Annotated in this window: 22 protein-coding genes; 12 read left to right on the top strand and 10 right to left on the bottom strand. The window is 65.7% G+C overall.

The features are described 5' to 3' along the window. Positions 1 to 32: 32 nt before the first annotated feature. Positions 33 to 1,586, top strand: coding sequence for an ABC transporter ATP-binding protein (locus N0D28_RS10815; protein WP_260559529.1), 1,554 nt, complete (start codon positions 33 to 35; stop codon positions 1,584 to 1,586). A gap of 19 nt (positions 1,587 to 1,605) precedes the next feature. On the opposite strand, the gene N0D28_RS10810 is transcribed toward N0D28_RS10815, so the two are convergent. Next, entirely contained in the window at positions 1,606 to 1,965 is a 360-nt protein-coding gene (locus N0D28_RS10810) for a hypothetical protein (RefSeq protein WP_260559528.1), read from the bottom strand. Positions 1,966 to 2,338: 373 nt separating this feature from the next. On the opposite strand from N0D28_RS10810, the gene N0D28_RS10805 reads away from it, so the two are divergent. Further along, positions 2,339 to 3,532, top strand: coding sequence for an acyl-CoA dehydrogenase family protein (locus tag N0D28_RS10805; RefSeq protein WP_260559527.1), 1,194 nt, complete (start codon positions 2,339 to 2,341; stop codon positions 3,530 to 3,532). Positions 3,533 to 3,586: 54 nt separating this feature from the next. On the opposite strand, the gene N0D28_RS10800 is transcribed toward N0D28_RS10805, so the two are convergent. Genes N0D28_RS10800 through pyrE form a run of 5 tightly spaced genes read right to left on the bottom strand, consistent with a single transcriptional unit; the run spans position 3,587 to position 8,357 of the window. Beyond that, entirely contained in the window at positions 3,587 to 4,357 is a 771-nt protein-coding gene (locus N0D28_RS10800) for a hypothetical protein (protein ID WP_260559526.1), read from the bottom strand. A gap of 48 nt (positions 4,358 to 4,405) precedes the next feature. Continuing rightward, positions 4,406 to 5,077 carry a response regulator gene (locus N0D28_RS10795; RefSeq protein WP_260559525.1) on the bottom strand — a complete coding sequence of 224 codons (672 nt, stop codon included), beginning with the start codon at positions 5,075 to 5,077 and terminating at the stop codon, positions 4,406 to 4,408. Continuing rightward, positions 5,074 to 6,018 carry a DUF4097 family beta strand repeat-containing protein gene (locus N0D28_RS10790; RefSeq protein WP_260559524.1) on the bottom strand — a complete coding sequence of 315 codons (945 nt, stop codon included), beginning with the start codon at positions 6,016 to 6,018 and terminating at the stop codon, positions 5,074 to 5,076. Before N0D28_RS10790 ends, N0D28_RS10795 begins: the two co-directional genes overlap by 4 nt. Next, positions 6,015 to 7,721: a sensor histidine kinase gene (locus N0D28_RS10785; protein ID WP_260559523.1), complete on the bottom strand. Its 1,707-nt coding sequence runs from the start codon at positions 7,719 to 7,721 to the stop codon at positions 6,015 to 6,017. The genes N0D28_RS10790 and N0D28_RS10785 overlap by 4 nt, the downstream gene beginning before the upstream one ends. 54 nt (positions 7,722 to 7,775) lie before the next feature. After that, positions 7,776 to 8,357, bottom strand: coding sequence for an orotate phosphoribosyltransferase (gene pyrE / locus N0D28_RS10780; RefSeq protein ID WP_260559522.1), 582 nt, complete (start codon positions 8,355 to 8,357; stop codon positions 7,776 to 7,778). A gap of 34 nt (positions 8,358 to 8,391) precedes the next feature. On the opposite strand from pyrE, the gene N0D28_RS10775 reads away from it, so the two are divergent. After that, positions 8,392 to 8,889, top strand: coding sequence for a P-loop NTPase family protein (locus N0D28_RS10775; protein WP_260559521.1), 498 nt, complete (start codon positions 8,392 to 8,394; stop codon positions 8,887 to 8,889). A gap of 78 nt (positions 8,890 to 8,967) precedes the next feature. Here the strand turns inward: N0D28_RS10775 and ndk are convergent, their stop codons facing one another. Continuing rightward, entirely contained in the window at positions 8,968 to 9,384 is a 417-nt protein-coding gene (ndk, locus tag N0D28_RS10770; protein ID WP_260559520.1) for a nucleoside-diphosphate kinase, read from the bottom strand. 85 nt (positions 9,385 to 9,469) lie between these two features. On the opposite strand from ndk, the gene N0D28_RS10765 reads away from it, so the two are divergent. Next, positions 9,470 to 11,473 (top strand): ABC transporter permease, encoded by a 2,004-nt coding sequence (locus tag N0D28_RS10765; protein WP_260559519.1) that lies wholly within the window; start codon positions 9,470 to 9,472, stop codon positions 11,471 to 11,473. After that, complete coding sequence (locus N0D28_RS10760; RefSeq protein ID WP_260559518.1) at positions 11,470 to 12,381, top strand: ABC transporter permease; 912 nt, start codon at positions 11,470 to 11,472, stop codon at positions 12,379 to 12,381. The genes N0D28_RS10765 and N0D28_RS10760 overlap by 4 nt, the downstream gene beginning before the upstream one ends. Positions 12,382 to 12,496: 115 nt before the next feature. Here N0D28_RS10760 and N0D28_RS10755 read toward each other — a convergent pair whose 3' ends face one another. After that, positions 12,497 to 15,304 (bottom strand): EAL domain-containing protein, encoded by a 2,808-nt coding sequence (locus N0D28_RS10755; RefSeq protein ID WP_260559517.1) that lies wholly within the window; start codon positions 15,302 to 15,304, stop codon positions 12,497 to 12,499. A 290-nt stretch (positions 15,305 to 15,594) separates the two neighbouring features. Here N0D28_RS10755 and murA point away from each other — a divergent pair, with 290 nt between their 5' ends. From murA to queA, 6 genes are all read left to right on the top strand, one after another. Beyond that, positions 15,595 to 16,884 carry a UDP-N-acetylglucosamine 1-carboxyvinyltransferase gene (murA, locus tag N0D28_RS10750; protein ID WP_260561882.1) on the top strand — a complete coding sequence of 430 codons (1,290 nt, stop codon included), beginning with the start codon at positions 15,595 to 15,597 and terminating at the stop codon, positions 16,882 to 16,884. An 80-nt stretch (positions 16,885 to 16,964) separates the two neighbouring features. Continuing rightward, complete coding sequence (locus N0D28_RS10745) at positions 16,965 to 17,600, top strand: hypothetical protein (RefSeq protein ID WP_260559516.1); 636 nt, start codon at positions 16,965 to 16,967, stop codon at positions 17,598 to 17,600. Between the two features lie 93 nt (positions 17,601 to 17,693). Further along, a complete protein-coding gene (locus N0D28_RS10740) occupies positions 17,694 to 18,542 on the top strand; it encodes an META domain-containing protein (protein WP_260559515.1) in 849 nt (282 codons plus the stop codon). 88 nt (positions 18,543 to 18,630) lie between these two features. Beyond that, positions 18,631 to 19,377: an AIM24 family protein gene (locus tag N0D28_RS10735; protein WP_260559514.1), complete on the top strand. Its 747-nt coding sequence runs from the start codon at positions 18,631 to 18,633 to the stop codon at positions 19,375 to 19,377. 184 nt (positions 19,378 to 19,561) lie between these two features. After that, positions 19,562 to 20,104: a LabA-like NYN domain-containing protein gene (locus tag N0D28_RS10730; RefSeq protein WP_260559513.1), complete on the top strand. Its 543-nt coding sequence runs from the start codon at positions 19,562 to 19,564 to the stop codon at positions 20,102 to 20,104. A 5-nt stretch (positions 20,105 to 20,109) separates the two neighbouring features. Next, positions 20,110 to 21,156 (top strand): tRNA preQ1(34) S-adenosylmethionine ribosyltransferase-isomerase QueA, encoded by a 1,047-nt coding sequence (queA, locus tag N0D28_RS10725; RefSeq protein WP_260559512.1) that lies wholly within the window; start codon positions 20,110 to 20,112, stop codon positions 21,154 to 21,156. Between the two features lies 1 nt (position 21,157). Here the strand turns inward: queA and N0D28_RS10720 are convergent, their stop codons facing one another. After that, complete coding sequence (locus N0D28_RS10720; RefSeq protein WP_260559511.1) at positions 21,158 to 21,751, bottom strand: GNAT family N-acetyltransferase; 594 nt, start codon at positions 21,749 to 21,751, stop codon at positions 21,158 to 21,160. A 71-nt stretch (positions 21,752 to 21,822) separates the two neighbouring features. On the opposite strand from N0D28_RS10720, the gene tnpC reads away from it, so the two are divergent. Then, positions 21,823 to 23,232 (top strand): IS66 family transposase, encoded by a 1,410-nt coding sequence (gene tnpC / locus N0D28_RS10715; protein ID WP_260559392.1) that lies wholly within the window; start codon positions 21,823 to 21,825, stop codon positions 23,230 to 23,232. A gap of 14 nt (positions 23,233 to 23,246) precedes the next feature. Here the strand turns inward: tnpC and N0D28_RS10710 are convergent, their stop codons facing one another. Further along, positions 23,247 to 23,651 (bottom strand): GNAT family N-acetyltransferase, encoded by a 405-nt coding sequence (locus N0D28_RS10710; protein WP_260559510.1) that lies wholly within the window; start codon positions 23,649 to 23,651, stop codon positions 23,247 to 23,249. Positions 23,652 to 23,677: the final 26 nt, after the last annotated feature.

Below are 23,677 nucleotides of genomic sequence, written 5' to 3'. Positions count from 1 at the left end.
GCGGCTTCATTCTCCGGCGCTAGACTGCGGCCATGACCCAGCGCGCCGCTGACCTCGCCCACGAACACCGCTCGCCCTACGCTCTGGAGTTGCGAAACATCACCAAACGCTTTCCGCTGGTGCTGGCCAACGACAACATCTCCATGGAAGTCAAATGGGGCAGCGTCCATGCCCTGTGCGGTGAGAACGGCGCAGGCAAGTCGACGCTGGTGAAAATCGTCTACGGTGCGCAGCCGCCCACCTCCGGTGAGATCGCGGTGGACGGACAGGTGGTGAACCTCAAAGACCCCGCTGACGCCATCAAGCTCGGCATTGGGATGGTGTTTCAGCACTTCATGCTGGTCGAGCCGCTGACCGTCACCGAGAACGTGATTCTGGGCAGCGAACCCACCAGAGGCGGGGCCATCGACTATGCCCGGGCGCGCCGGAAGGTGGCCGAACTCATCAAGCAGTTCAACTTCGGCCTCGATCCCGATGCCCGCATCGAGGACCTGCCGGTGGGCATGCAGCAGAAAGTCGAGATTCTCAAGACGCTCTACCGGGGTGCGCGCATCCTGATTCTGGACGAGCCGACGGCGGTGCTCACCCCCTCGGAGACCGACGAGCTGTTCGAGTTTCTCAAGGGCCAGTACGCGGCGGCGGGCAACAGTGTGGTGTTCATCTCGCACAAGCTCCACGAGGTGCTGCACATCTCCGACACCATCTCGGTGATCCGCGACGGCAAGATGATCGGCACCATTCCGGCGCGCGGAGCCACCACCGAAACATTGGCGAACATGATGGTGGGCCGCGAGGTGGTGCTGAAGGTAGACAAGGAACCGGCCCAGCCCGGCGAGGTGGCGCTGGATATTCAGGACGTGGTCGTGGTCAACGAGAACCGCAAGAACGTCGTCGACCACGTGTCGTTTCAGGTGCGCCGGGGCGAGATCGTGGGCATCGCGGGGGTGGAGGGCAACGGCCAGAGCCAGCTCGTCGAGGCCATCACCGGCCTGATTCAGCCCCAGAGCGGCAAGATCACCTACGACGGTGTCATTGCCCACGGAGCCAAAGCGGTGGGACAGGCGGGCGTCTCGCACATTCCGGAAGATCGCAACGAGCGCGGCCTGGTGCTGGAGATGACCACCGCCGAGAACTTCATTCTGGGTGAGCAGGACCAGAAACCCTTCGCCGGGCCGCTGGGCCTCCTCAACCTCGACCTGATCGAGCAGAATGCCCGCGACCTCAGCGAAGCCTACGATGTGCGCCCGCGCTCGGCGGCCTTGCAGGCAGGTCGCTACTCCGGCGGCAACGCCCAGAAGATCATTGTGGCCCGCGAGATGCGCAAGAACCCCAAGATTCTGGTCGCCAGTCAGCCGACGCGCGGGGTGGACATCGGGGCCATCGAATTCATTCACGCGCAGATCGTGCTGGCCCGCGACAAGGGGCTCGCGGTGCTGCTGATCAGCGCCGATCTGGGCGAGGTGATGAACCTGTCCGACCGCATCCTGGTGATGTACGAGGGCAAGGTCGTGGGCGAGATGCCCGCCAGTGAGGCGACCGAGACGCAGCTCGGCCTGATGATGACGGGAAGTACTTTGGCAAAGTGAGGGGAGGGAAGTCAAACCTTCAATGGGCCGCGTGCCACAACCTGAAGAGCAATAAAAGCAGAGCGTTGAGGGCCGTCACCAGGGCAAGCAAGTGGTTGTTGAGCTGCTGGGCAGCAAGCGCTTCGGCGGCGGTGATCTTGGGTCTGCGCCAGACCAACGTGCCTTGAAGGGCAGGTTCGGGTGGCGTAGAGAGTAAGAATTTTTTGTAATTTACCCAGAGGCTCAGCGGCTGGACACTATAAACTGAAATGCGGACGAAACGCTGCCAAGAAAAAAATTCGTCTGCAATGGTGTTTTTGGATGTGCCTTGAGCCTTGTCCAGGGGAGACGTTGCATAGTCATCTGCTCTGATCTGAAGGCATATCGCCGTTCCCAACACCAGCTGTCCAGGGGTTTCGCTGGCTCACGGCCAAAATGAAGTCCTGGAGCCGCTTTCTGGGGACTGAATATGCAGACTTTCGTCCGCGTTTCAGTATAAATGGCCAGGAACGGCGTGACCGAGGCAGCGGGGGCAGGTCGAGTCAGTTTGGCCGTGTCATTGAGGGGCTGGGTGCTTGGAAGGAGTTTGCTGGCCGCCGGGCGGGGTTGAGTTATGACCATCTGCAAGGGGATATACGGTTTTCTCTAATTGGTTCCCGTTTCGTGCTGACCGGAAGTGTACTGGTACGGCGGGGGGGTACTCTGGTACGCGCCGCCCGGAAAGGAGCGATTCGGTCACTTCTATCCTGCCTGGATGCTCTACGCTGACCGGCGTGCCGGACTTCCCTGATTGGCCCACTTCCGACTGGCCGCGCCCCGAGGTGCAGCACCTGACTGCCCGCGCTGCGCAGGCCATCACCACCCACCTTGCCGAGTGCGAGGCCGCCCAGGACGTGACGCCTGAAGCCGCCGCCGCATTGAAGGCGAGCGGCTACGCGGCGCTGTGCGTGCCGCCGCAGCTTGAGGGCGATCCGCTGGGCGGCCTGGGCGCGACTTTGAGCGAGTTCGCCTGGGTGCAGGAGCAGCTCGGCGCAGCGGGCGCGTCGCTGGCACTGGTGCTGGCGATGACCGGGCAGGTGCTGGGCAGCGCTTTTGCCGCCCGCAGCCTGCCGCCGGAACTGCTGCTGAAGGTGGGCCGGGCCGCCGTCATTCGGGGCGCGCTGATCAACGCGGTGGCCAGCGAGCCGGGCCTGGGATCGCCCTCGCGGGGTGGCTTGCCGCAGACGGCCCTCACGCCGGACGCGGACGGATTCCGGCTCAGCGGCCACAAGACCTGGGCCACCGGGGCGCGGGCGCTCGACTTCGCACTCGTCACGGCCCGCACCCCCGACGACCAGATCGCCCGCGCGCTGACCCCGCTGCACGCGCCGGGCGTGAGTATCGAAACCACCTGGGGCGGCTCGCTCTCGCTGCGCGGCAGCGGTTCGCAGGACATCTTCCTGGACAGGGTGCGGGTGGAGTGCGGCGACGTGGTGCCGCCGCAGCCGCAGCACCCGGCCCACCCAGCCTGGTTCTGGACAGCGCTGGCCGGAACCTACCTGGGCGTGGGCACGGCGACCCTGGCGGCCCTGACCACCTACGTCCGCGAGCGGGTGCCCACCGCGCTGGGCCAGCCGCTGTCCAGCTTGCCGCGTGTGCGCGAGGCGACGGGGCGGATCAGTGCCGAACTCGCCGCCGCCCGCGCCCTGCTGCAGGAAGCCACCCGGCAGTTCGGGGCCGACCCCAGCGTCGCCCGCCTGCCGCTGCTGGCCGCCGCAAAGGCGCTGTGCACCAACGCCGCCGTGGGCGCTGCCGATCAGGCGGCCCGCGTGGTGGGCGGCGCGGCGCTCTCGCCCCAGCTGCCGTTCGAGCGCCTGCTGCGCGACGCCCGCGCGGGCCTGACCCACCCGCCCACCGACGCCGAAGCTTTCGAGCGCCTGGGCGGAGCACTGCTCGACGCCGAGCGCCGGGAAACGCAGGTGCCGTGAACGTAAAAAGGGCAGCCGTTGGGGGCTACCCGAAGGTGCGAGCGTCCTGAAACTTCAGTGAAAGAGGGTCTTGCTGGAATTGGTCTTGAGGCTGAGCGGCGTGGCCGACGCGGGACCAGCGGCCCAGCGAGGCGGTGACTTGCCGTTGGCGAAGCTGATGGTTCTATTGGTCGTGCCGCCCGAATTCTTTTTTAGAACCAGGGTCTGGTTGATGGTGTTGTAGCCTGCTTTGAGATTGATGTCATAGGTCGAAACCAGGGTGGAGCCGTTCTCGATGCACTGCTGCTGGCCGCTGAGGGTGGTGACCGAATCTGAGTAGATCAGCAGCGTGTCCACCTCCGTGGACTGACCGCTCCCGTCCGCATTGACACTCACCTCTACATCAATTGGCGCGGCAAATCGGCTGCTGGCCGCCGTGACCAGCTGAAAATCGACCACTGCGGTCAGGGCGGCCTGGTTGCTGATAATGAGCGCCCCCGCACAGTGGGCGCTCCCCAGGTCCAGCTTGGCGGTATTAAAGGAGTTGAGATCACTGTCCGGGAGGGTGGCGGGCAGGGTCAGGCTGAAACTGCCGCTGCCGTCAACTGTTCCTGTGGAAAGAACGCTCTTGCCGATGACGGCCTGCATCGTGCCTGCCCCGCCAGTCCAGGGCGTAAACACCTGGGCGGTGGTTGTGGCCGAGGGGTTGAGGCCGGTCAGGGTGCCGCTGACGCTGTAGAGGCTGGGCGCAGGCGTGGCCTGGCGACCCTGACAGGCCGCCAGCAGCAGCGGCAAGCCGAGGGCAACAGCGAAGAGCCTGGTGGAGCTTGGCAAAGATGAAATCACGACGAAACTGTAACAGACCCGGCGGCGCATAAGGGGCGCGACGCTGCTTCACTCCAGGGTCGCCAGCCCTACCTTGAGCGCGTACAGTGCCGCCTGGGTCCGGCTTTCAAGTTCCAGTTTGCTCAGAATGCGCGAAACGTGGGTCTTGACGGTGGGTTCGCCCACACCCAGTTCCTCGGCCATGCGCCGGTTGCTGTGGCCGCGCGCAATGAGTTGCAAGATCAGCACCTCTCGGGCCGTCAGGTGCTCGCGCATCTCGGGGCTGCGAAAGTCGCGCACCAGCCGGGCGGCGGCCTCGGGGTGGAGGTAGACTTCGCCCCTGGAAGCGTGGTGAATGGCCGTGAGCAGCATCTCACTGGAGGCGTCCTTGAGCAGGTAGCCGGTGGCCCCAGCCTGGACGGCAGCGTTGACGTTGTGCTCCTCCAGGGCGCTGGTGAGGGCCAGCACCTCCACGTCCGGCTGGGCCGCGCGAATCAGCCGGATGGCCTCCACACCGCCCATCACCGGCATCATCAGGTCCATGATCACCACGTCGGGACAGAGCAGGGCGGACTGCTCCACCGCCTCCTGGCCGTTGCGGGCCTCGCCCACGATTTCCAGAGTCTCGTCGAGCGAGAGAAACATCTTGAGGCCCTGGCGCACCACGTCGTGGTCGTCGACCAGCAGCAGGCGAATCGGGGCAGCATCAAGTTGGGCGGGACCGGGCAGGGGCAGGGTCATGGGGACACTCCGTTGGCGTTCAGGGCATTGACGGTCAGCGAACCGTTCGTGAGATCGAGGCGGGCGGTGAGGATGGGGCCAGTGGGTCGGCCCGGCTGAAGGTAGCGCCGACTCTGGCGGCTTGGGGCGCTCAGCGGCTGAAAGCTGGCGGGCAAAGTCACATCGGCAGACGAGGACGGGCCGCTGAACTGCACGGTCAGACTCACTCGCGCAGAGGGCGGCACATTCAGCGTGACGTTGCCGCTGGTGCTGTGGGCGTCCAGCGTGGTGTGGGCGTCGCCGGGCGGCAGGGTCAGGTTCAGGTCGCCGCTGGTGCTGCGGACGCTGAGCTGCGGTGTGCCGTGTTGAGGCAGGGTGGCCCGCAATTGGCCCTTGTCGCTGACGAAGTTCAATCGCTCCAGGCTCAGCGTCCGCAAATCGAGGTCGCTGTCGTCTGCCGGTCGCTGGAGCATCAGGGTCAGGGGCAGACGCTGGGGCAGGCTGAGGGTTAGCGTGCCGGACAGACTGCTCTGTCCGCCGAGCTGAATTATCAGCGGCCACTCGCGCAGGCGGCGGCTGAGCTTCAGCGCCAGACTGCTGGGCGGGTCACGGTACACAGCGCCGAACGCAGTGCCGGACAGCAGCGGAGCTCGCTGGAGGCGCAGTTCGTCCTCGTGGCTGGCGCTGAGCTGGGCGTGCAGGCTGCCCGAGCCGCTGCCGCTGAGCTGCAGGCTGTGGCTGAGCTGGGGCGAGAGTGTCAGGGTCAGGTGACGCACCCCGGTCAGTGGGTGCTGGACGTGTGAGGACTGGATCTTGAGGCCGCCGAGGTCGCTGCGCTGCACGCTGGTGACGAACAGCGCCCCCAGCACCACCAGCGCCCCCAGCGTGACCGACACCCGCAGCAGCGCCGCAGGTAGCGACCACCTCGGAAACGGCGAACTTCGCAGGCGGGGCGGCGTCACGGTTGTGCCGACGACTCGGCTGGCGCGGGCCGCGCCTTCACACTCAGGGTCAGGGTGGTGCCTGCGCCGGGCGCGCTTTCCAGGTCGAGCTGGCCGCCGATCAGCGCCGCGCGCTCGCGCATGCTCTTGAGGCCCAGGCTGCCGGGCCGGGTATGGGCGGGGTCGAAGCCCAGGCCGTCGTCACGGATTCGCAGTGTCCAGCCCGCGCTGCTGGGCAACAGGCTCAGGCTGAGCTGCCGGGCGCGGGCGTGCTTGACGGCGTTGTGGGTGGCCTCTTGCGCCACCCGGTAGAGCGTGCCCTTGATCTCGCTGCCCAGCGGCGGCTCGGCGGGCGCGTCGAACTGCACTGCGAGCTGGTAGCGCAGCCGCAGCATCTCGGCGAGGCGCGATAAGGCAGGCACCAGTCCACCTTCCTCCAGCGCGTCGGGGCGCAGGGCGAACAGCAGGGCGCGCATCTCGGCGCTGGCTCCGTCTGCGAGATTCAGGGCAAAGTCGAGGCTCTCGGCGGCCCGAACCGGATTCTTGTCGATCAGTGCGCGGGCGCTGCGGGCGGCCAGCGACACCCCGTAGAGCGCCTGGGCCACGCTGTCGTGCAGTTCACGGGCCAGCCGCGCACGCTCCTGCTCACTGCCCTGAAGCTGGGCCTGATCGATCAGGCGGGCGGTGTCGGCGGCACTGGCGGCCTGATCGGTCACGGCGGCCCAGAACTGGATCTCTCGGTTGCCTGGCGGCGCGTCGTAAAGGGCGTGCAATGTGCCCAGTACCTCGCCGCGCGCCGCCACCGCCAGCGACAGCACCTGCTGGCTGCCGACCCGGCTGAGGGTGTCACGCCCGCTGAGCGGCGGCTCACCCACCTGCCCACTGCCTGGCCCACTGTTCATCTGCCCAGCGGGCCAAGCGCCCAGTTCCGCCGTCACCCGCCCCACCGTGATACGGACGCTCTGGGCCGAGGTGGCGCTCAGCGAGATCCGCAGCAACTCGCTGAGCGTTTCTTCCAGGCTGCCCGCGAAGGCGACGGTGGCCGCGCCCGCCCGCAGGGCCGCCACCTCGCGCACCGCCGAGGCGTGTTCGCCGTACTCGGTCAGCAGGCCGTAACTGACGATCATCCAGGCGCGCGCCAGCAGATTCAGGCTGCTGACGCCCAGCATCACCACGAAAAAGCCGCAGCAGGCCAGCAACAACGTGGAGGCGCGGCCCAATACGTACCCCTGGTTTCCCAGCGCCACCGGGAGATTGAGTTCGGGAAAGAAATGCAGCGCGGCGGGCAGCGCCATCAACCCCAGGCCGCCCAGCAAGGTCAGTCCCAGCCAGGCGCTGCTGAGAACGGTAAACGGCAGCTTCAGCACGCTGTAGAGCAGCACCTTGTAGGTGTTGGCCTCGGTCAGGCGGGCGCGAAGCCAGGGCCACCAGCCGGGCGGACGCAGCGGCGCGGCGCGGCTGAGGTTCACGTCCAGCAGGGCGCTGCCGAGTGCCCGGTCCAGGTTGGCCAGCCTGCCCAGTGCCCAGCCGCCCAGCACCAGCAGCGGCACGCCCAGCAGGAGCGGCGAGAGGGCCGCGCCCAGGAGTGCTGCCGTCAGCGCCAGGGCGGTGACCACGCTCAGCAGTGTTGCCACCACGAAGTAGAGCAGGTGGCGGTAGGTGGCGGCCCCGAACAGTTCGGAGAAGTAGCCGCCGCCCTGACCATGCTCCTGAACCGTGCCCATGCCCCCAGCTTAGAGGACCGGCGCGGGGGCAGGCATCCTCAAAAAGGTGGAGCGTTAGATCTCCTGCAACTCGCGCTCGGCCAGCCACGCGGGTACGTCTTCAGGCTGGTAGGTCTCGAAGTACAGGTGCAGCAGCGAGATCAGCGGGTAGCCTTCGAGCGCACCCTCCTGCCTGCGCCGGTCCACGATGCAGGCCAGGCCCAGGCAGGTTGCGCCGTAGCTCTCAGCGGCCCGCACCGCCTTCAGCACGCTGCCGCCAGTGGTCAGCACGTCCTCCACCGCCACGAAGGTCTGCCCCGGCCTGACGCTGAAGGCCTCACGGATTTTCATGCCGCCTGCACCGTCTTTCTCGGCAAACAGCGCCCGCGTGCCGAGCTGCTTGGCGACCTCGTAGGCCAGCACCACGCCGCCCATGGCCGGGCCGATGACGAAATCCGGGGTCAGTTTGGCCGCCCGCAGTTTGTCGGCCAGCGCCGCGCCGAGCCGGGCGGTGTACTGGGGGTATTGCAGCAAGGTGGTGGACTGGAGAAAGTAAGGCGAGTGCCGCCCCGACGCCAGCAGAAAGCGGCCCTCGTGCAGCGCCCCGGCGTCCTTGTAGAGCGCCAGCACGTCGAGTGGGGGAGAGGATTCAGACATGAAGGGAGTATAGCCGCGCGTTAGAGTTGTGCTGATGATGCGGCGCGTGATGATTGTCGGGAGCCCCGGCGCGGGGAAAAGCACCTTCGCTCAGCGGCTCGCGCATACGACAGGTCTGCCGCTGGTTCACCTTGATGATCTGTACTGGTTGCCGGGCTGGGTCAGGCCGGGGCAGGCGGCCTGGCAAGCCCAGATGCGGGCCGCCACTGCGCCGGAGCGCTGGATTTTGGACGGAAACTACGCGGGCACGCTGAACATCCGCGCCGAACGGGCCGACACTGCCGTCATACTGATGTATTCGCGCGGGCTGTGCCTCTTTCGCGCCGTCACCCGCGCCCTGCTGCGCTGCCGACCCGACGCCAAGCACCTCGGCAAAGAGCCGCTGGATTGGGCATTTTTACGTTTTATCTGGAACTTTCCCAAGCTGGGCGCGCAGCAGCTTGAGCAGCTCAGAGAGACGCCGCAACTCAGGGTCATCGTGCTGAGAAGTGACCGGGCCGCCAGGGAGTTTTTGGAACGATCGCCTTCCTAGGCCGACCCATTCCCCGCCAAAGAAAGTCGCCCCCAACCCGGCGGGCGACTTCTTTCATCTCGTTCGTTCCCACACCCCTTACTTCAGCAGCTCATCCTCGCTGAAAAACAGCTTCAGCTCGCGCTCGGCGCTGTCACTGCTGTCGGAACCGTGTGTCACGTTCTCGCCAGTGGTCGTGGCGAGGTCGGCGCGGACGGTGCCGGGAGCGGCGTTGGCCGGATTGGTCGCGCCCATCATGCCGCGCCAGCCGAGAATGGCGTTCTCGCCTTCCAGGGCCATAGCCACCACCGGGCCGCCAGTGATGAAGCTGACCAGCTCACCGAAGAAAGGGCGATCCTTGTGCTCGGCGTAGTGGCTCTCGGCGGTTTCGTGGCTGATCATCATCTGCTTGAGGCCGACCACGCGGTAGCCTTTGCGCTGAATGCGGGTGAGGATTTCGGGCGTCAGGCCCCGGCGTACACCGTCGGGCTTGATCATGGCAAAGGTTCGTTCCATAGCCGCAGCAGTGTAGCAGGTGAGGACCGCACGGTGAAAGGCGGTGCACCTGACATTTGCTGGGAACGGCCCCTAGAATGGGCCAATGTCTGAATCTGTGAGGCCCTCACCGTTGGCAGCGCGGCTGAGCCTGATTTTCATCGTGCTGGCGCTCGTCGGTCTGTTTCTGTTTCCCTACGGCACGCTCAGCCGCAACTTCAACGCCCAGTCGCTGTTGCAACGCTTTCCTGGTGGCCTGACCAACTTCGTCGGCTCGCCCTTCGAGAACCTGCCGAATGTCAGTGCGGCCCTGCTGCTCGGCTGGGGCACGTTGCTGCTGCTGGCCCTCAGCCTGTTCGCGGCGCTGCGGCGGACCAGCTGGCTGTGGATCGCCGGGCTGCTCACGATGCTGCTCGGCGTGGCGGCCATCATCGTCTTTAACTCGGCGCTGAGTGCAGCAGTGGCTGAGCTGGTCGCCAAAGGTGTGCGCGCCCGGCGAATTCCCTGGACGGCGGGAGGCATGCATCTGGGCCTCTTTTTGCCGCTCCTGGCCGGGGGAGTCAGCTTGTTCGCGGGCCTGAGCATGTGGCCGAGCTGGTGGGAGCGTCTCAACCGGTTGCGCGGCCTGCTGGTGCCGCTCGCCGCCATTACACTGGCCATCGCGGTGGGGGCACTGGTGGTGGTGGTGGTGCAACCGGTGCCCAACGGCCTGAACCGCGCCCTCTCGTTCGGCGAACTGCTGACCGGCAAGCTGGACGTGGTGTGGTACGTCTACACCACCCTGTTTGCCCCGGTCACCAGTCTCAACGGGCTGTTCGACTCGCTCAAGCTCGCCACCCCGCTGATCTTCGCCGGGCTGGGGGTGGCCTTCGGTTTCCGGGCGGGCCTGTTCAATATCGGCGGCCCCGGCCAGCTCACGGCGGGCGGTATCGGAGCCATGCTGGTGGGTGTCTACGCGCCGCTGCCCACTTTCCTGCTGCTGCCCGCCACGGTGCTGGCAGCGGCGCTCGGCGGGGCCATCTGGGGCGCGATTCCGGGTCTGCTCAAGGCCCGCTTCGGCTCCAGCGAAGTCATCAACACCATCATGCTCAATTACATCGCCTCGGCCATCTTCATCTTCCTGATCGGCTCGTCTACGTTTCCCCTGCTGGGTAAGACCTACACGCTGCCCTTCAAGGCCCCTGGTTTCGAGGCCAAGAGCGCCGAGTTCCAGCCGGGCGCGCGCCTGGCCTCCATTGCTGACCTGATCAGCTTCAACCGGGGAGAGGCCGCCTACTTCTCGCTGGGGCCGGTGCTGGCGCTACTGGTGTTCGCGGCCCTGTATTACGGCCTGCGCCGTGTCAAGGCGCGGCTGTGGATCGCTCTGGCCGCCGCCGTTGTCGTGGGTTTCATCACCTGGAAGACGGTGGGTATTCCGGTCGTCGGCAGCTTCAGCGCCAGCCGCCTCAACACCTCCTTCCTGATCGGATTGGTCTGCGCCGTGCTGATGGGCGTGCTGCTGTGGCGCACCTCGGCGGGCTACGCACTGAGGGCGGTGGGCCTCAGCCCGGCGGCAGCGGAGTACGGCGGCATCAGCGTCGGCAAGAACGTGATTCTGGCCATGACTCTGTCGGGCGCGCTGATCGGCCTGGGAGCCACCCACTACACCATGGGCGGCGCACTCGACGAGTTCCGGCTCAAGGCCAATATGCCGGTCAACGTGGGCTTTGACGGCATCGCGGTGGCCCTGATGGGTCAGAGCACGCCCGGCGGGGTGGTGGCCGCCGCCATCCTGTTCGGCACTGTTGATACCGGCGGCGTGAACGTGGACCGGGTGCTCGACAAGGTCAACAAGGACATCGTGACGGTGCTCAAGGCCCTGATCGTGCTGTTTATCGCGGCCGGGGGCTTCCTGAGTCGCCGCATCACCGATCCGCCGCCGCCGCAGCTTGTCAAGGCGGTGGACGCTGCGGGCAGTGACGCCAGCGCCCACCTGACGCCTGGCGAGGCGGCCCGTGAGGCGGCGACCCCGGTGCCCAATGTGGGCCGCAGCAGCGAGGTCATCTCGCAGGACGTGCTCGGCGGCGACGTGGTGGCCGAAGAGAATCTTGAGAAGGAGAAGAAATCGTGAGCGCCTTTTTTGCCGCGCTGCTGAGCGTGACCTTTGCCGGAATCTTCATCCGCTCCACCGTCCCGCTGCTGCTGACCGCGCTGGGCGGGCTGTATTCCGAGCGCAGCGGGGTGGTCAACATCGCGCTGGAGGGCCTGATCATCTTCGGCGCGTTGGCCGGGGCGATCATCACCAAGGAATTCGATACGTCCCTGGGAGCCGCCGCGCCGTGGGTCGGCTGGCTCGGCGGCATGGTCGTGGGCGGCTTCATCGCCTGGATTCACGCCGTTCTCAGCATCAAGTACCGCGCCGATCAGGTTATTTCCGGCACCGCCATCAACCTGCTGGCGACTGGGGTGCCGCCGGTAGTGCTGACCGCCCTTTACAACACCAGTACCGAGAGTCCCGCCGTGGACCATCCGCTGCCGCTGTGGGGCATGGGCGATCTCAAGTTCAGCCCGCCGGTGTATTTTTCGCTGATCGCCGTGGCCGTCACCTGGTACGTCATCTACCGCACCCCCTACGGTCTGCGGCTGCGGGCCAGCGGCGAGCATCCCGGCGCGGCGTCGAGTATGGGCGTCAACGTCAAAGCTATGCGCTACAGCGCTGTCATTCTGTCGGGCGTGCTGGCCGGAACGGCAGGGGTCTTTCTCAGCATCGGCAACCTGGAAGCGTATGTCCGCAATATCAGCGCGGGTGCCGGATTTATCGCCCTGGCCGCCCTGATTTTCGGGCAATGGAAGCCGCTGGGCGTGCTGGCGGCCACCCTGCTGTTCGGGTTTTTGCAGGCCCTCTCGATTCAGCTGGGCGGCAGCAATCTGCTGCCCAGTAGTCTGGTGCAGGCCCTGCCGTACCTGATCACCGTGCTGGCGCTGATCTTCACGGGCCGCAGCCGCGCGCCCAGGGCGGTGGGTAAGCCGCTCGACTGAACGTGCAGACCAGGCCGGAGGGCAGCCCAGCGCTGTTCTCCAGTTTTTTATCGGCTCCGATGTTTCACTGGCCCCGGACTTTCACGGGTCCACCCCTGGTTGGTCTGTGCCGGGTTCAAATCCCCTGTTGCCACCGCTGGGTGGCCTCGGCTGGCCTCAGCGCCGGGGCGAACAGAAAGCCCTGGCCCACCGAGCACCCCAGCGCCAGCAAGCTGAGGCGCTGGCGCTCGGTTTCCACACCCTCGGCGATGACCGTGAGTTTGAGCGCCTCGGCCAGCGCCAGAATCGCCTGCACGACGCTGTGGTTGCTCTGGGCGCGGCCCAGGTTGTCCACGAAGTGGCGGTCAATCTTCAGGGCCGTCAGATCGAAGCGGTGCAGCGAGGCCAGTGACGAGTAGCCGGTGCCGAAATCGTCGACCTGTACGCCCACGCCCAGCTCGCGCAGCGCCGAGATGGTCTGGGCAGCGCTGCTCTGCAACATGGCTCCCTCGGTGATCTCCAGATTGAGGCCGCTTGCCTGAGCGCCACTCTTGTGGATGGCCCGACGCACCTGCCGGACCAGATCGGTCTGCTGAAACTGCGGCGGCGAGAGGTTGACGTTGAGGCTGACGGCGCTGCCGGGCTGGAGGCGCTGCCACTCGCTGAGCTGGGTGCAGGCGGTTTCCAGCACCCACTGGCCCAGCGGCCAGATCAGCCCGGTCTCCTCGGCCACGCTCAGAAACTCGCCCGGCTTGATCTCGCCCAGCTCCGGGTGAAACCATCTGGCCAGCGCCTCGAAGCCCAGCAACTTCCTGTCTGAGAGCCGCACCACCGGCTGATAGAAGAGTTGCAACTGGCGCTTCTCCAGGGCCAGTCGCAGTTCGGACTCGATGTGCAGCCGCCGCAGGGCACGCTCGTGCAGGCTGCGGTCAAAGACCCGGTAGGCCGAACTCGCCCGCGTCTTCTGGCGGTGCTTACTCTCGTACATGCCCAGGTCGGCGTCGCGCAGCACGTCACCGGTTTCGGCGTAGTCGGGGTGCCCCAGCGCGATGCCGATACTGATACTCAGCTGCAACTGATAGGTGCCGACCTCCAGCGGCGTGTTGAGCGCCTTGATCAGTCGCCGGGCCAGTTGCTCGGCCTCGGCGGCGCTGCCGCGCAGCAACACCGCGAATTCGTCGCCGCCCATGCGGGCCAGCAGCGCTCCTGTCGGCACGTTGGCGGTCAGTCGCCTGGCCAGCTCGATCAGAAGCTGATCGCCGACCCGGTGGCCCAGGCTGTCGTTGATGATCTTGAAGCGGTCCACGTCGAGAAAGAGCACGGCGTAGGCGGACGGTCCCCGGCGCTGCGCCCGGTCCAAGCAGTCTTGCAACCGGCGCTCGAAGAGGCTGCGGTTGGCCAGACCGGTCAATGGATCGTGCTGGGCCTCGAAGGCCAGGCGCTGCTCGATCAGCCAGCGCTCGCCGATGTCGCGGGACGTGGATTGCCAGTGGCCCTGGCCGGAGGGAACCGGGGCGCTGCTGGTCTCGAACCACAGCCACTGGCCTCCAAGGTGGCGCAGCCGCAGCCGGAAGCGCTCCTGCTGGTCGGGCCGCTGCCAGCGCCGCAGGGTACTTTCCAGCTTGACCCGGTCGTCCGGGTGAACGAGGTCGCGCGGAAACGTCCCCAGCATCGCTGCCGGTGCGTAGCCCAGCAGCGCCGTCACCGAGGGACTGACGTAGGTCACCTGTCCGTCCGGGGCGTGCAGGCACACCAGATCGGTCATGCTCTCGGCCAGCAGGCGGTAGCGCGCCTCGCTCAGGCGGGCGGTTTCGAGAAGCTGGGCACGCTCCAGCGCCTGCCCCAGTTGCGCGGCCACCTCGGTCATCAGTTCCAGGTCACGCGCCAGCAGCCCCATGCCGTCCACACTCTCCACATTCAGCGTGCCGACCACCTGGCCCTGGACGCGCAGCGGCACCGTTACCTCGCTGGTGATGTTCTCGATGGCTCCCACGAAAGCGCTCTCCAGCTGCACGTCCGCGATCAGCTCGGCCTGGCCGCTGCGGACGACCCGGCCCATGACGCCCTGCGAGGTGGGTACCCGGTCAAGCACCTCTCGGTAGCCGATCTGGTGTTGCAGGACCAGGCAGGCTTCAGTGTCTGCCTCGGCCCTGCTGATCTGCTCGGTGAACGGCGGCCCGCCGTAGGGCCTGTCGAGCAAATAGACGCTGACCTGGGTGTAGCCGAACGCCTGGACGATGGCCGCATTGACCGACCTGATGATGTCGTCAATCGCCACGTCGCGGCTCAGGGTATTGCGGACCTGGTGGAGCAGCGCCAGTTCGCGGGCTTGCCGGGCGATCTCGGCGTAGAGCTGCTGGTCTCGCGCGTGGGTGGCAGCCGCTTCGGCGTCCAGCCTGACCCGCCCAAGGGCGCTGTCGAGGTGCTGGCAGAGAATCTGCATCAGACGCAGGTCTTCTTCGTCCAGCATGACGGCGGTGGTTTCAATATTGAGAAGTCCTCCCACCCGCCCGTCGTCGTGCAGAGGCAAGCAGAGCTGACTGACGACGCCTTGCCGGTACACCTGATAGTCCGGGTCCTGGCCCACGTCGCTGACCAGCGCCGCCTCGCCGCTGCGGGCCACCCGGCCGAGAATCCCGAAGTCGAGTGGGTAGGTCATTCCCCCCGTACTGTAGCGGCCCTCGCCCGCATACCCGAAGCTGACCTGCGGCTTGATCTGGCCGTTCTCGATCAGCAGGAGGCTGACCAGCGGATATCCGAAGACCTGCTGAATGGCCGCCGTAATGTCGTGAAACAGCTCCGGCAGCGCTGAAGTTCGGGCCAGCGTTTCCCTGATCCTGCCGAGAAATACGAGTGCCCGTTCCTGAGGCCCGCCGCTGTCCGCCGGAGGCGCAGGCGGCGGCGGAGTGCTGGGCGATGGCTGGAGGTCGGGCGACGGCTTCACTGGCGCTCAGTATAAACCCGGTGTCTCACAGCCTTCTGATCGTGTGGACTGGTGGGGTTGTCTGTCACGTCTGGCCCCGGATACGCCGAACCGTACTAGACTTTTCATATCAGTACTAGACTCACCGTGAGTAAGGTGTGTAAGATGCAACAGAGAAAACGTGCCGGTAAGGATTGCTTCGAACTGATTTCTCGCTGATCCGGGTGTTGCCTTCCTCTTTTCCCCGCTCTGCTCGCCTCCCTCCGCTTCAACTCCGGCCTCTGCGGGCCGTTTAAAAAGGACACTTCATGCTGCAAGTCACTCCCCTGCATATCACCGGTGGCCGCTCCCTCAGCGGCGAATTCGCGGTTCAACCCAGCAAGAACGCCGCGCTGCCGATTATCGTGGCGGCGCTGCTGAGCCGGGAGCCGGTGACCCTGCACGGGATTCCGCGTCTGTCCGACATCTACACCATTCTGGACATCGTGGGCCACCTCGGCGCGCAGCACGCCTGGGTCGGGCCGAACAGCGTGACCCTGCACACCCCGGAAATTCTCAATACCACCGCGCCCTACGCTCTGGTCAGCAAGATGCGCGCCAGCTTCATCGTGATGGGGTCCCTGATCGCCCGCGCCGGGGAAGCCACCGTCAGCATGCCCGGCGGCTGCGCCTTCGGCTACCGCCCCGTCGACCAGCATGTCAAGGCGTTTCAGGCGCTGGGCGTGGCCATGAACGAGGAGGGCGGCAACTTCACGGCGCAGCGCCCCCGCCCGCTTGGCGGCTCGTACATCTTCGAGATGCTGACGGTGGGCGCGACCCAGAATGCCATTCTGGCGGCCACGCTGGGCAGCGGCCAGGTGACGCTGGAAAACGCCAGCATCGACACCGACGTCGTGGACATGATCAATTTCCTCAACTCGCTGGGGGCCGACATTCGCGGGGCGGGCACCAACCTCATCACGGTGCAGGGCGTCGGGTCGCTGCGCGGCGGCGAGTACACCATCATTCCTGACCGCATCGAGGCCGGAACCATCATGCTGGCCGCCGCCGCCACCCGCAGCAACATCACCCTGACCGGCGTGCGCCCCGCCCACCTGCGGGCCGTCAGCATGAAGCTCATGGAGATGGGCGTGTATATCACCGAGTCCGACGACATCATGACGGTGGACGCCACCCGCGCTGTGCTGCGCGCCACCAACGTCACCGCCCTGGAATTTCCAGGCTTTCCCACCGATGTGCAGCCGCAGATGAGCGCCTTACTGGCGACGGTGCCCGGCACCAGCGTGATGGTGGACAAGATCTACCCTGACCGCCTGACCCATGTGGTCGAACTCAAGCGCATGGGCGCGCAGATTACCGTCAGTGAGCACACCCAGATCATTCAGGGTGGGCACGGGCACATGCACGGCGCACCCGTCAAGGCCGCCGACATCCGTGCCGGGGGCGCGCTGGTGGTCGCCGCGCTGGCCGCCGAGGGTGAAACCATCATTGACGGGATGCAGTACATCAACCGGGGTTACGAGCGCTTCGCCGAGCGCCTGCGCGGCCTGGGGGCGCAGGCCACCCAGTCGGAACTGACCCTCGCCAGCGCCATGGACTGAAGCGGGTTTGAGCGGAGGCCGAAGGGTCCAGGGATGAGTCCTTGGGCCCTTCAGCTTTGGGCCAGTTAGACTGCCAAGTCATGTTGCCGTCTGCCGTCCAGAACCTGCTCGACTATTACCGTCCGCTCTGCACCTTCTCGCACGGCTGGGCAGGCGGCGAATCGCTGCTGGCCCCCGGCACCAACCTGCTGGGCGCGAACGCGGCCTATCTATCTGAAGACGCGGACGAAAGCGTGATGGCAGCCGCCCGCGACTGGGCCGAGCAACACGACCTGCCGCCGCTGCGGGTGCGCCTTGGGTCGGCGGGCGACGCAGGCACGTTGCGGGTGGGCGCATGGCGAGCAGCAGCTGGGCCGAGTGCCATTCAAGTCGAGCAGACCTCGCGCCTGCACCTGCCGCGCTGGGCGGATGTGCTGGCCGAGGCCTACGGGCAGGCCGAGTGGGCCGCGCCGATCGCCCGGCACCTGGCTGCCCGCCTGGAAGGCTTGCCCGACGCCGTACTCCTGCTGGCTTATGCGGGCAGTGAGCCGGTGGGCGCGCTGTTGTGGCAGCCGTGCGGAGCGCATCTGTGGGGCACCCTCGATGAGGCGGTGGACGCGCCGCTGCTGAGCGCCGCCGCTGACCTGGGCGGGGGAGAGCTGAGCGTCAGCCTGCCGGATTCGTCTCCCCTGAGTGTCACGGACGGGCAGACGGTGGGCTTTGGGCGGATGCTCTGAATCTTCCCCGCCCAGGTCAGCGGCGGCGCTTGATGAGGACTGCCCAAGCGCCCCGGTCATCCGCCCGTCACCTGCATTCGTCAGACTGACCTTATGACCCGTTCACGTTTGCTGCTGCCCCTGCTGGCCCTGGCCCTCGGTACGTCCAGCCCGCTGTCATCCAGTCTGGCCCAGACGGCCACGCCGGTGACCCAGCCCGGCACCTTCACGCCGCCCACCACTGCCGCGCCCGACAACAGCGTGCCGATTGGCGGCTACAGCCTGGTATCGCTCACCGAGAACGGCCAGACGACCCGGCCCGGCAGCGCTGCCCAGCGCCCGACCCTCAGCTTCGACGGCAAGCGGGTGACGGGGTCGAGCGGCTGCAACAACTTCGGCGGCTCCTATGTGGCCCGCCAGAACGTGCTGCGCTTCGGCAATCTGGCGTCCACCCTGCGCGCCTGCCCCGATTATCAGGACGGCCTGGAAGCCCAGTACCTCAAGCTGCTGCGCCGGGTCAACCGCTTCGAGATCATCGGCACGCCCGGCAACCAGACCCTGACCCTGTTTTCTGGCAGTGCCGACCGCTTGACCTTCGGGCAGAATGTGGGCACCGGCGAGGTGGCAACTGTGGGCATTCGCAGCAAGTACGACGGCACCTGGCTGCTGACCGGCGTACCTGCCGGGCTGAGCCTCTCGCCCGACACCCGCGCCACCCAGTTTACCCTGCGCGGCATCGAGATCAGCGGCTTCGACGGCTGCAACCAGTTCAGTGCCAAGGCCAACACCTCCAGTGGTCGCCTGACGTTCGCCGGGCCGGTGATGTCCACTAAAATCGCCTGCCCGCCGCAGTTTGCCAATCTCACGCCACTGCTGACTGCTGGAGCCGCTGCCACTGTGCAGGGCGCAACCCTGACGTTGACCGGAGCGGGCGGCGAGCAGTGGGTGTTCAGCAGGCAATAAGCCTCCAGACAAGGCACGGGGCCGGGGCAACTTGCCGCCCGCCCCTGCTGCTTCATCATGCCTTTACCTCCAGAATGTAAACTGGGTTATGATTCCTGACCTGCCCAATCCGGCGGAGATCGACGGCGAAGCCAAGAGCGGCATGAACTACCGGATTTTCGGCACTGTCCAGCCGACCCTGATCGTGGATATCGACACCCGGCACGGGATGTTCAGCGACGCGGGTGGGATGTCGTGGATGAGTGCCACCGTCGAGATGAATACCGGCATGAACAGCGGTGGTGGGGGCGGCGGGCTGCTCTCCGGCTTGGCCCGGATGGTGGGCGGCGGGACGCTTTTTCTGGTCAATTTCGCCACCCGCAGCGAGGGCCAGATCGCCTTTGCCACCGACTTCCCCGGCAAGATCGTGCCGCTCGACTTGGGCGCGGGCGAGAGCATCATCATGCACAAGCACGCTTTTCTGGCGGCGGAAGCGGGTGTGACGCTGGCTGTGACCTTTACCCGCCGTTTCGGAGCCGGGCTGGTCGGCGGCGACGGCTTCGTGCTGCAGAGCGTGACCGGCCCCGGCATGGCCTTCGCCGAACTCGACGGAGACGCCATCGAATACCACCTCAACGCGGGCGAAACGCTGCTGGTCGAACCCGGCCACGTCGCCATGTTCGAGCAGAGTGTGACCTTCGACGTGCAGATGATGAAGGGGCTTCGCAACATCATCTTCTCCGGCGAGGCGCTGTTTTTTGCCCGCCTCTCGGGGCCGGGGCGGGTGTGGCTCAACAGCATGTCGGCCAGCAAGGTGGCCCACCGCATCGGGGAGTACCTGCCCAAAGGCAGTTGAGGGCGGCTCCACTGCTCGTTGCCGCAGCTTGCGCGGCGGCGGCGGCGAGGATTAGGATGCTGGGCGGTGAAGGCCACCGACTTTTTCGGCAGGCCGCACCGCGTCGTCTGCGCCCTGCTTTCATTTTACGGCGTTCCCTGCCTCCTGGCCCGTTCCTTTTTGAGAACGTCCCCTTTGGAGAACCATGCATTACGTTGTTCACAAACCCAGAATCGGTCTGTTTATAGATACCCAGAACCTCTACCACTCGGCCCGCGATCTGGCCGACCGCACTGTCAATTTCGAGACGCTGCTCAATATTGCCCAGAAAGACCGTGAACTCATTCACGCCATCGCTTACACCGTTGAAAAGGACGGCGAGAGCACCTCGCGTCCCTTTATCTACAAGCTCTCGGCGCTGGGCTACAAGGTGCGGCGCATGACCCTGGCCCTGCACCACGTCACCGACAGCGGCAAGGCCATCTGGGAAGGCAACTGGGACATGGGCATGGTGGCCGACATGGTGCGGTTGATGGACCACCTGGACATTGTCGTGCTGGGCAGCGGCGACGGCGACTTTACCGACATCGTTGAACTCTTGCAGGAGCGTGGCAAGCGGGTGGAAGTGATCGCCTTCCGCGAACACACTGCCCAGAAACTCATCGACGCCGCCGACAAGTTCACCCATCTGCCGGACGTGGACGAGGCCCTGATGCCTGCCCGCGTCCCAAAGCCCGCGCCGGTCTGAGCCGCGTGGGTGCTTCCGAATCTGCTGACGCGGTCCTGACGCGGCTGAACTTCGAGCTGCCCGAAGCCCGGATTGCCCAGACGGGGGCCGAGCCGCGCGACAGCAGCAAGCTGATGGTGGTGAGAGAGAGCGTTCAGCACCGCATTTTCAATGAACTGCCCGGCCTGTTGCGCCCCGGCGACTTGCTGGTGTTCAACCAGTCGCGTGTAATTCCGGCCCGCGTGATGGCCCGCAAGCCAGTCAGGGGCGGGCAGGGCGGCGGAATGATCGAGGTGCTGCTGCTGCGCGAGGAGGAGGCGAATGTATGGAGCGCCTACCTCAAGCCCGCCCGCCGCGCTGGCAACGAACTGTGGCTGGGCGAGCACCGAGCCGAAGTCGTCGGCGTGCTGGACGACGGAGCGCGCCTGCTGCGTTTCGAGGCCGACATCAAGCTGTATCTGGACGGGATCGGGCGTTTGCCGCTGCCGCCCTATATCGCCGCCGGGGACGATGACCGGGTGTGGCGTGAGCGCTACCAGACGGTCTATGCCCGTGACGACGGCAGCGTGGCCGCGCCCACGGCTGGGCTGCATTTCACGCCGGAACTGCTGAGCAGATTAGACGAGCGTGGCATCGAACGCGCTTCCGTCACCCTGCACGTCGGGGCCGGAACCTTCAAGCCGGTTCAGGGCAGCGTCGCCGATCATGTCATGCATGCCGAGCGCTATTCGGTGACTCCTGAAACGGCGACGGCCATCAACCGGGCCAGAGCTGATGGCCGGCGCGTCGTGGCCGTCGGCACCACCACTGTTCGCACCCTGGAGAGCGCCTGGGACGGCTCAGTGGTGCAGCCGGGCGAGGGCGACACCCGCATTTTCATCACGCCGGGGACGCCGGTCAACGTCCCCGATCTGCTGATCACCAACCTGCATCTGCCAGGAAGCACACTGATGCTGCTGGTCGCGGCCTTCGCGGGCGAGGCGAAGATCAAGGCGGCCTACGACGCGGCGCTGGCGGGGGAGTACCGCTTTTACAGTCTGGGGGACGCGATGCTGCTGGAAAATCAGCGCTGATTCAGGCTTCTCTTTCTCGTCGCAGCCCCACCCGCGCCCTCTCCCGCACGAAGCCCATCTGCTCGTTGATCGCCAACATCGCTGCGTTGTCGGTGTGGTTGCTGGTGTTGGCCGCCGCGTGACCCTGCGCTCTGGCCCGCGCCGCCGCCGTGAGTTTGAGTAGCCAGGCCCCGCCGAGGCCGCGCCACTCGCGCTGCACCCCGGTCAGGCCCTGGTGCAGTGTGCCGGGCCGCGCCGGATCAGGCCGGTAGAGTTCACAGATGCCGGTCCATTCTCCCTGCGGGCTGAGCAGCACAAAAAAGCCGTCCGTGTCAAAGTCGGGTGCATTCAGAATTCGTTCTCGCCAGTTCTCAAAGGGCCAGGGTGTGACTGGCTCAGAGAACGGCACCTCAGAGAGCAGGTGAACCATCAGGGCGTAGAGACGGCGTTGCTGCTGTTCGCTCGTCAAATCGGCCACTTCCGAAAGTGGCGAGACACTGAGCCCAGCCGCCCGCGCCCGTTGGGTGTGCTGCTGAAATCTGTCCGGGTCGAAGGTCTGCAAATTCAGCGTGCTGGTCCACATCCGTTCGTGTTCGCTGAAGCCGTGTGCTTTCAAAAAAGGTATTTGATTAGCGGCCCCCAGCACCCCCGTCCAAGGACGGGGGTGCTGCCGTTAAGCTGTGGTGGATGACTGGGACGTTGAGGGAGCAGGAGCTGCTGGAGATTATCCGCCAGCAGGCTCAGCGGTTCGAGCGGCTGGAAGCCGAAAACCGCGCGCTCAAAGCTGAGAATGCACGCCTGAAGAAGCGCCTTGAAGACCTTGAGCGTAAGAGCCGCAAGTACGCGGCACCGCACAGTCGTGAAACCCGTAAAGCTGATCCCAAACCCCCAGGACGCCGTGCGGGAGAGGGGCTTTTCACGTACAAGCAGGCACCGACACCCGAACAGATCACTCAAGTGATCGAGGTCAGTGCGCCAAATACCTGCGCTGCTTGCGGATTCAGCGGCAAATTGCTCTTCAAGCGCCAGGACAAAGCTTGGATCACCGAACTCGCTGCTGAGCGCGCTCAGCAGCTCACGGAATATCACGTTCCGGTGATGGTGTGTCCTGCGTGTGGTGGCACGGTGCGCGGCGTGCATCCTGACCTGGCAGCAGATCAATATGGGGCAACGGCTCACCGCTGCGGACCACGCCTGAAGGCCAGCCTTCAGGTGCTGCACCATGAAATCGGCCTCCCACAGCGCCGGTTGCCACGGGTGCTCCAGTTGACGACCGGAATTCGCATCACGCAGGGCGCAGTGACCCAGGACGCACAGCGGCTGGCTGAGGATGCAGGCCCCCTGGCAGCCCATGTTCAGACCCTGGAAGCTGATCTGCGCGCGGCCGCGTTTGTGCATCATGACGATACCGGCTGGCGGATCAGCACCAGTCAAGCCTGGGTCAGCACCTTCCGTTGCGCCCAGACCGTGCTGTTCACCGCCAACCACCAGCACACCAACATCGAGCTTCGAAAGGTCCTGGGCGACGCCTTCCAAGGCATACTGGTCTGCGACCGATTCAAGGTTTATGACAGCAAGAACCTCGATCAGGTCAGGCAGCAGAAGTGCCTGGCGCATCTCATCCGCAACGCGGATGAGGTCGCTGCCGGAGAACAACAGCGGCCCGGTCGAGGACACGAATACGGCCTCCGACTGGCGCAGGTGTTCCGCGACGGGATCAAGCTCCATCGGCGCTATGACGAGGGATGGTGTACCCGGGAAGAATATCGGCAGCAGGGTGAGTCCCTCACCCTGCGCCTGGAAAAGGTGCTGATGCGTGCACCCTTGAAGACCAAGGCCAACGAGCGGCTGCGCCTGGGGATTCTAGAACAGCACCTTCGTGAAAGGGTGCTGCTGTTCCTGTCGGATCCGGAAATTCCACCGACCAACAATGCTGCCGAACGCAGTCTCAGAACCGTGGTCATGGCCAGGAAAGTCTCGCAGTGCAGTAAAAATGCACGGGGAGCCACCACGTACATGCGCATCAAGTCGACGGTGGAAACCGCCCGCCTGCGTGGTCAGGATCCCGTTGGTATGCTGATGTCCCTGCGCTGTTGAACCAGGACAACTCGCTAATCAGATACCAAAAAAGATTCCTGCCAGTCGCCCTCCATGACATTGCTCAGCACCACACGCCGATCTGAAGGCAGGTGCGATTCGGCGCGGCGCAGCAACTCTGCCGGCAGGTCGCTGCTCTGAAAATCGGGATGCACGCTGAGGTTCAGGGCGTACCAGCCAGGTCTGTCGTGCGACCTCGGCACCTGCGTTTCGGCCAGTCCGACGAATTGGTCGCCCAGGCGGGCCAGTGTCAGCGCGTGGTGCTGCCCGGCGGGGCGCTGTTCATCAAAGTGGCGCAGGTGCTCAGCACTTTCGGGCCTGTCTCCTGCCAGCGCGAGAAAGGCGGCCACCTCGTCGTAAAGCTCGCCGGTCAGGAGTGGCTGGGGGTGAAGCACTTGCCAGGTCAACGAAGAGGTCATGTTCCAATCTGCCTGCTACCGCTTAT

It is taken from the genome of Deinococcus rubellus, assembly GCF_025244745.1.
GTDB classification, from domain to species: Bacteria; Deinococcota; Deinococci; order Deinococcales; family Deinococcaceae; genus Deinococcus; species Deinococcus rubellus.
Note: the sequence above shows the minus strand (reverse complement) of the source record. Positions and strands in the feature narration are given on the sequence as shown.